The sequence below is a fragment of the Streptomyces sp. NPDC045701 genome, from assembly GCF_056432045.1.
On sequence record NZ_JBWKJV010000064.1, the window covers coordinates 7,009 to 14,615 of the forward strand.

At 74.2% G+C, this 7,607-nt stretch carries 7 protein-coding genes; 5 read left to right on the forward strand and 2 right to left on the reverse strand.

What is annotated here, in order from left to right:
• Positions 1-127: 127 nt before the first annotated feature.
• Together AC07DW_RS30535 and AC07DW_RS30540 are read right to left on the reverse strand one after the other, a co-directional pair.
• Positions 128-382: an antitoxin gene (locus AC07DW_RS30535; RefSeq protein WP_478860914.1), complete on the reverse strand. Its 255-nt coding sequence runs from the start codon at positions 380-382 to the stop codon at positions 128-130.
• Positions 383-418: 36 nt separating this feature from the next.
• Positions 419-586, reverse strand: a complete 168-nt coding sequence (locus tag AC07DW_RS30540; RefSeq protein WP_478860915.1) for a gliding motility protein — start codon at positions 584-586, stop codon at positions 419-421.
• Between the two features lie 251 nt (positions 587-837).
• On the opposite strand from AC07DW_RS30540, the gene miaA reads away from it, so the two are divergent.
• From miaA to AC07DW_RS30565, 5 genes are all read left to right on the forward strand, one after another.
• Complete coding sequence (gene miaA, locus AC07DW_RS30545) at positions 838-1,776, forward strand: tRNA (adenosine(37)-N6)-dimethylallyltransferase MiaA (protein ID WP_478860916.1); 939 nt, start codon at positions 838-840, stop codon at positions 1,774-1,776.
• A gap of 107 nt (positions 1,777-1,883) precedes the next feature.
• Positions 1,884-2,351 (forward strand): hypothetical protein, encoded by a 468-nt coding sequence (locus tag AC07DW_RS30550; protein WP_478860920.1) that lies wholly within the window; start codon positions 1,884-1,886, stop codon positions 2,349-2,351.
• 79 nt (positions 2,352-2,430) lie between these two features.
• A complete protein-coding gene (gene dapF, locus AC07DW_RS30555) occupies positions 2,431-3,318 on the forward strand; it encodes a diaminopimelate epimerase (RefSeq protein ID WP_478860917.1) in 888 nt (295 codons plus the stop codon).
• Positions 3,319-3,502: 184 nt separating this feature from the next.
• Positions 3,503-5,680 (forward strand): RelA/SpoT family protein, encoded by a 2,178-nt coding sequence (locus AC07DW_RS30560; protein WP_478860921.1) that lies wholly within the window; start codon positions 3,503-3,505, stop codon positions 5,678-5,680.
• A 236-nt stretch (positions 5,681-5,916) separates the two neighbouring features.
• Positions 5,917-7,428 (forward strand): M1 family metallopeptidase, encoded by a 1,512-nt coding sequence (locus tag AC07DW_RS30565; protein WP_478860918.1) that lies wholly within the window; start codon positions 5,917-5,919, stop codon positions 7,426-7,428.
• Positions 7,429-7,607: the final 179 nt, after the last annotated feature.

Consider the following 7,607-nt stretch of genomic DNA (forward strand, 5'->3'; position numbering starts at 1 on the left):
ACCACCTCCCCCCCCCCCCCCACCCCCCCCCCCCCCCCCCCCCCCCCCCCCCCCCCCCCCCCCCCCCCCCCCCCCCCCCCCCCCCCCCCCCCCCCCCCGTACCGTGCCGTGGCCGGTTGGTGCGGGGTCAGGAGGCCGGGGGCGCCGGGGGCGCCGGCGGCATGCCGCCTTCGTCCTTGCGGGCGATCCGGCCCACCGCGTTCCTCGCCTTGCCCGTACCCGATGCGATCTTGTCGCTGTACTTGCCCTTGGTCTTCTGGTCGACCACCCTGGCGGCCTTCTCCAGGCCGTGGTCGATCTTGCCCTCGTGCTGCTGCGCGAGGTCGGAGACCTTCTCCTTGGCAGGACCGAGTCTGGCCTTCAGCGAATCCAGGAAGCCCATGGGGCACCTTCCCTCGGTGTAACCGTCGTAAGGATCCTACTTACGGGCGCTCTCACCGGCCTCGTTGTCCGCCGCCTCCTCGGCCGACTGCTGCTTGGGGATGTCGACACCCTCGGCGGCCGCGGCCTCCGGTTCCGTCTCCGTGGCGTCCGACGCCTCGGCGGCCTCCTCCGCGCCCTCCGCCGACTCGTCGGCCGACGTCATGGCAGCCTCCTCCTGGGGCGAGGCATCGGCAGTCTCCTTACGCCGACGAAACCGTGCAAAAACGCCCATATCTACTCCATAGCGTACTCGTGTGGGCGAAATCCCGCGCCGTCCGGAGCGTCCCATTGCGTCGCCCGGTGGAGCCGGTCCGTAAACCGGCGGTCGGAACCTCGCAACAGGCAACGAGGCCGATGTCGTGCCGTCACGTAACTCGTTCGGGGACCGGCTGGAAGGTTTGCGAGACTGGGACGGTGAGAAGCGCAGCTCCCGCCCCGCGGGTCATCGCCGTCGTCGGCCCCACGGCGGCCGGAAAGTCCGATCTGGGCGTCCACCTCGCCCAGCAGCTGGACGGCGAAGTCGTCAACGCCGACTCCATGCAGCTCTACCGGGGGATGGACATCGGCACCGCCAAACTGACGCCCGAGGAGCGCGGCGGCGTCCCGCACCACCTCCTGGACATCTGGGACGTCACCGAGGCCGCCAGCGTCGCCGAGTACCAGAAGCTGGCCCGCGCGGAGATCGACCGACTGCTCGCCGCCGGCCGCACCCCCGTCCTTGTCGGCGGTTCCGGGCTGTACGTGCGCGGCGCCATCGACGCCCTGGAGTTCCCCGGCACCGACCCGGCCGTCCGCGCGCGCCTCGAGGCCGAGCTCGACGAGCGGGGCTCCGGCGTCCTGCACGAACGCCTCGCCGCCGCCGACCCCGAGGCCGCGCGCGCCATCCTGCCCAGCAACGGGCGCCGGATCGTGCGGGCCCTGGAGGTCATCGAGATCACCGGCCGGCCGTTCACCGCCAACCTCCCCGGCCACGACTCGGTCTACGACACCGTCCAGATCGGCGTCGACGTCGCCCGTCCGGAACTCGACGAGCGGATCACCACGCGCGTGGACCGCATGTGGGAGGCCGGGCTCGTCGACGAGGTCCGGGCCCTCGAGGCGCGCGGACTGCGGGAGGGCCGCACCGCCGCGCGGGCACTGGGCTACCAGCAGGTGCTCGCCGCGCTCGCGGGCGAGTGCACCGAGGAGGAGGCGCGCGCCGAGACCGTACGCGCCACCAAGCGCTTCGCGCGCCGCCAGGACTCGTGGTTCCGGCGCGACCCGCGCGTCCACTGGCTGAGCGGCGCCGCCGCCGACCGCGCGGAACTTCCCCCCAAGGCACTGGCGTTGGTCGAACGAGCGGTTACAGCCTGATCACGTGATGGCATCGGGACGCCCTGCCCGTCATTCCGGCGGCCGGGGGCGTGCCATCATCGAGCATCGATCGACCAGTGGAATCCGAGTGGGGAGGGCGCGTGGCGATGGAGGCCGGCCCTCGCGACAGAGAACAGCAGGAAGCACCGGACGAGCCACAGGTGGTTAGTGACGCACCGGGCCTGAGCCCGGACGGTCCCGACCTCAATGAGGACGGGACCCCCGAGATCGCCCCCGACGAGGTCGAGGTCGAACTGCGCCCGCAGCGCAAACTGCGCATCTGGCAGCTCGCCCCCATCGTCGGGCTCGCCGTGATCGGCTCGCTGATGTTCGGCTTCCCCCTGGCCTTCGGCTCGGGCGACGGCGGCGCGGTCCTCGCCATGCTCGGCCTGCTGCTGTGCGGCTGCGCCGCGGGGTGGGGCATGATGGCCGCCCGCCGCGTCGGCTACACCTGGCCCGGCCTGCCCGCGCGCGGCTCCGGCGAGCGCCCCGACTGGCGCGTGATCGCGCTGTACGTCGTCGGCGTCGCCGTCCCGGTCGTCCTGGCGGTCTGGCGCGTCGCCCGTCTCCGCTGACGCCCGGCGGCCGGCGATCGGCGGACCGGCCGGCGGACCGACCGGCCGGGTGTCCGACCCCACCCGTACGATTGATCCCGTGACCACCGAACCCGTGACCAGCGCGCCCGTCACCTTCCTCAAGGGCCACGGCACCGAGAACGACTTCGTGATCCTGCCCGACCCGGACAACGCCGTGGACCTGCCCGCCGACGTCGTGGCCCGCCTCTGCGACCGCCGGGCCGGCATCGGCGGCGACGGAGTGCTGCACGTCGTCCGGTCCGCCGCCCACCCCGAGGCGCGGGACATGGCCGGCGAGGCCGAATGGTTCATGGACTACCGCAACGCCGACGGCTCCGTCGCCGAGATGTGCGGCAACGGCGTCCGGGTCTTCGCCCGCTACCTCCAGCACGCGGGCCACATCACCGCAGGTGACGTCGCGGTCGCCACCCGCGGCGGCGTCAAGCGGGTCCATCTCGCCAAGAACGGCGACGTCACCGTCTCCATGGGCCGCGCCCGGCTCCCCGAGGACGGCGTCACGGTCACCGTCGGCGACCGCAGCTGGCCCGCGCGCAACGTGAACATGGGCAACCCGCACGCGGTGGCCTTCGTCGAGGACCTCGACCACGCCGGCGACCTGTTCACCGAGCCGCCCTACTCGCCCGCCGCGGTCTACCCCGACGGGGTCAACATCGAGTTCGTCGCCGACCGGGGCCCCCGGCACGTGGCCATGCGCGTCCACGAGCGCGGCGCCGCCGAGACCCGCTCGTGCGGCACGGGCGCGTGCGCCGTGGCCGTCGCCGCGGCCCGCCGCGACGGCGCCGATCCGGCCCGGACGGGCACCCCGGCCACGTACACCGTCGACGTCCTCGGCGGGACGCTCCTGATCACCGAGCGCCCGGACGGCGAGATCGAGATGACCGGCCCCGCCGTCATCGTCGCCGAGGGCCGCGTCGACCCGGCCTGGCTGACCTCCGCGCGCGACTGAACCACCGACGGACGACTTCCGCACACCATCGCTCGAATGGGTGATCCGGTTCACGCTGAGCGAGAGCGGGTCAGCGCTACGTGGTGGGCTCGGTAGCATCAAGCACCGGCCCGGCGGGCACGCCTGCCCGCCCCACCGCCGGTCGACGCCGTCGGAGGTGCCCATGAGCGCAGAGGCCACCAACCTGAGTGCAGAGGCCACGAACCCCGCGCCCAGCCGTCGGCGCGGCCGCCCGAGGATCGACCTCCGGAGGCTCGGCCGCGCCGCACTGCTCGGTCCCGGCACCCGGGACCGGCTGCCCGACGCCATCGGCCACGTCGCCGAGGCCCACCGCGCCCACCACCCGGACGCCGACCTGGCCGTGCTGCACCGCGCGTACGTGCTCGCCGAGTCCTCGCACCGGGGCCAGTTCCGCAAGAGCGGCGAGCCGTACATCACCCACCCGCTCGCCGTCACCCTGATCCTCGCCGAACTGGGCGCCGAGACCACCACCTTGACCGCGTCCCTCCTCCACGACACCGTCGAGGACACCGACGTGACCCTGGATCAGGTGCGGGAGGAGTTCGGCGAGGAGGTCTGCTACCTCGTCGACGGCGTGACCAAACTGGAGAAGGTCGACTACGGGGCCGCCGCCGAGCCGGAGACCTTCCGCAAGATGCTCGTCGCCACCGGCAACGACGTCCGCGTCATGTCCATCAAGCTGGCCGACCGGCTGCACAACATGCGCACCCTCGGCGTGATGCGCCCCGAAAAACAGGTGCGCATCGCCAAGGTGACCCGCGACGTCCTCATCCCGCTCGCCGAACGGCTCGGCGTCCAGGCCCTCAAGACGGAACTGGAGGACCTGGTCTTCGCCATCCTCCACCCCGCCGAGTACGAGAACACCCGCGCCCTCATCGCCGGGAACGCCACCGCCGGGGACGCGCTGGCCGCCATCGCCGACGACGTCCGCGCCGTGCTCAGGGACGCCCGGATCCCGGCCGAAGTGCTCGTGCGGCCCCGCCACTTCGTCTCGGTGCACCGCGTACGGCTCAAGCGCGGCGAACTGCGCGGCACCGACTTCGGGCGGCTGCTCGTCCTGGTCTCCGACGACGCCGACTGCTACGGGGTGCTCGGCGAGCTGCACACCTGTTTCACCCCCGTCATCTCCGAGTTCAAGGACTTCATCGCGGCGCCCAAGTTCAACCTCTACCAGTCGCTCCACACCGCCGTCGCCGCACCGGACGGAGCGGTCGCCGAAGTCCTCATCCGCACGCACCAGATGCACAAGGTCGCCGAAGCGGGCGTGGTCGCCCTGGGCAATCCGTACGCCGCGCCCGCCGAGGGCGCCGACCCCGTCGGCGAGGACGGCGAGCGCAGCGACCCCACCCGGCCCGGCTGGCTCTCCCGGCTGCTCGCCTGGCAGCGGTCCACCCCCGACCCGGACACCTTCTGGACCTCGCTCCGCGCCGACCTGGCCCAGGACGGCGAGATCACGGTCTTCCGCCCCGACGGCGGCACCCTCGCGCTGCCGGCCGGGGCGACCTGCGTGGACGCCGCGTACGCCCAGTACGGGGAGGCGGCACACACCTGCGTCGGCGCCCGCGTCAACGGCCGCCTCGCGGCGCTGGGCACGGTCCTGCACGACGGGGACACGGTGCAGCCGCTGCTCGCCCGCGGGGACGCGGCGCCGGAGGAGCTCCGGACGGTCGCCGGGGCGGACGCCCGCCGGGGGGACCTCGTCCACCACGACCCCGCCTCCGGCCCCTCGCCCGACTGGCTGAGGCACGCCCGCACCCCGGCCGCCCGCATCGCCATCACCGGCTGGCTCGCCGCGCACCCCGAGGGCGTGAAGGTCCCGGCCGCCGCGCCCCGCCCGCCGGCCGCCGCCGTGTGCGCCGACCCCCCGCCCGCCCGGGACGCCGCCGCCAACGCCGTGGTGGCGGACCTCCCGGACGCCCAGGTGCGGTTGGCCCGCTGCTGCACGCCCGTGCCGCCCGACGCGGTCACCGGCTTCCCGGTGCGCGGCGGGAACGTCACCGTCCACCGCGTGGGATGCCCCGCCGTACGGCGTATGGAGGCGGCCGGACGCGTACCGGTCGGCGTGTGCTGGGGCGAGGCGGCCGAGTGCCGGGTCACCCTCGTCGCCGAGTCGTTCGGGCGGCCACGGCTGCTCGCCGACCTCACCGAGGCCATCGCCACGGCGGGCGCCGCGATCGTCTCGGCCACCGTGGAACCGCCCAGCGAGCAGCGCGTCCGGCACACGTACACCCTCCAGCTCGCCGACGCCGCCGAGTTGCCCGCCCTGATGCGCGCCATGCGCGACGTTCCCGGTGTGTACGACGTGAGCCGCGCCCAGCACCCGGCGGCCGCCACCGGCTGACCGCCGCCCCCGGCGCCGCGGACCCGCGGCGACCCGCCCGCCGCGCCGCCTCGTCCCCCCGCACACCCGCCCGCCGCACCCCGTCCAGGCCCGCCGCCCCTCGTCGCCCTCCCGCTCCCGCCAGGCCCGCACCCGTCCCCGCCCCGCCTCCTGACGGCTCCGGCGCCGAGCCCGTTCGGGTGCGCGGGGCGCGCGCCGTCGCGGTCCGGGCCCGGCGCGCTGGTAGCGGTTGCTCCATGTCCCTCTCATCGCGTGCACCTCGCACAGCCCGCACGTCACGGCGCCTCCGGGTGGCCCTGGTCGCGGCGGTGTCGGCCGGCCTGATCGGCGCCGCGCTCCCCTCGCCGGAGCCGCTGGGCATCGGCGACCCGCTCTTCCCGCAGCTCGGCAACCCCGGGTACGACGTCCTCGCGTACGACATCGCCCTCACCTACCGGGGAGACAACAGCAAGCCGCTGGACGCCCTCACCAGGATCGACGCGCGGGCGACCGACCGGCTGGACCGCGTCAACCTGGACTTCACCCACGGCACCGTCCGCGCGGTCGAGGTGGACGGCCGGCCCGCCGAGTTCGCGCTCAGCGGCGAGGACCTGGTCATCGAGCCGTCCCGGGCGGTCGGGGCGGGCGACCGGTTCCGCATCGCCGTCACACACACCAGCGACCCGGCCGGCCCCCGGAACACCGGCGGCTGGGTCCGCACCGGGGACGGCCTGGCCATGGCCAACCAGGCCGACGCCGCCCACCGCGTCTTCCCCGGCAACGACCACCCCGCCGACAAGGCGTACTTCACCTTCCGGGTCACCGCGCCCGAGGACCTGACGGTGGTCGCCAACGGCCGGCTCGTCGCCCGCGCCCTCAGCGGCGACGTCCGCACCTGGATGTACCGCGGCTCCCGCCCCATGGCCACCGAACTGGCCCAGGTGTCGATCGGCCGCTCCACCGTCGTCCGCCGCACGGGCCCGCACGGCCTGCCCGTACGCGACGTCGTGCCGTCCGCCGACGCCGACCGGCTGGAACCCTGGCTGAAGAGGACCCCCGACCACCTGGAGTGGATGGAGAGCAAGGTCGGGCGCTACCCCTTCGAGACGTACGGGGTGCTCGTCGCCGACGCCGACACCGGCTTCGAGCTGGAGACCCAGACGCTCTCCCTCTTCGAGCGCTCGCTGTTCACCCGGGGCGGCCTGCCCAGGTGGTTCGTGGAATCGATCATGGTGCACGAGCTGGCCCACCACTGGTTCGGCAACAGCGTCTCGCCGCGCCGGTGGGCCGACCTGTGGCTCAACGAAGGACACGCCACCTGGTACGAGGCGCTGTACGCCGAGGAGACGGCGAAGCAGCCGCTGGAGCGGCGCATGCGCCAGGCGTACCTGGACTCCGACCGCTGGCGTGCGGCGGGCGGGCCGCCGGCCGCGCCCCGGCCCCCGGCGGCGGGTCAGAAGATCAGCCTGTTCCGCCCGATCGTCTACGACGGCAGCGCCCTGGTGCTCTACGCACTGCGGCAGGAGATCGGGAAGGCCGCCTTCGAGCGGCTGGAGCGGCGCTGGGTGGACCGGTACGCGCACGGGACGGCGAGCACCGAGGACTTCGTCCGGCTCGCCTCCGAGGAGGCGGGGCGCGACCTCACCGCCTTCATGAAGGGGTGGCTGTACGGCGAGCACACGCCGAGGATGCCGGGTCGTCCCGAGTGGCGCAGCAAGGCGCCGGCCAAGGGCTCCACGAAGGCGCCGGCGCCCTCCGCCAAGCGCTGATCCCGGTGGAAACCCGCGTGACGGGCCCGGCCCCGCCGTGCGACCATCAAGGGGTCGGCGGCGCGGCCGGGCCCCCTGGAATGCCGGGCCCCACTCCGGGAATGATCCGGGGGAGTCACGCGTTGTGACTGACGAGCCGCTCGAACCGGCGTGAGCCGGTCGAGTCATCCACGACGTAA

What these genes read in the sequence shown, in the direction of transcription:
- AC07DW_RS30535 (WP_478860914.1), bottom strand. Translation starts at nt 382, where the DNA reads ATGGGCTTCCTGGATTCGCTGAAGGCCAGACTCGGTCCTGCCAAGGAG.
- AC07DW_RS30540 (WP_478860915.1), bottom strand. Translation starts at nt 586, where the DNA reads ATGACGTCGGCCGACGAGTCGGCGGAGGGCGCGGAGGAGGCCGCCGAG.
- AC07DW_RS30550 (WP_478860920.1), top strand. Translation starts at nt 1,884, where the DNA reads ATGGAGGCCGGCCCTCGCGACAGAGAACAGCAGGAAGCACCGGACGAG.
- AC07DW_RS30565 (WP_478860918.1), top strand. Translation starts at nt 5,917, where the DNA reads ATGTCCCTCTCATCGCGTGCACCTCGCACAGCCCGCACGTCACGGCGC.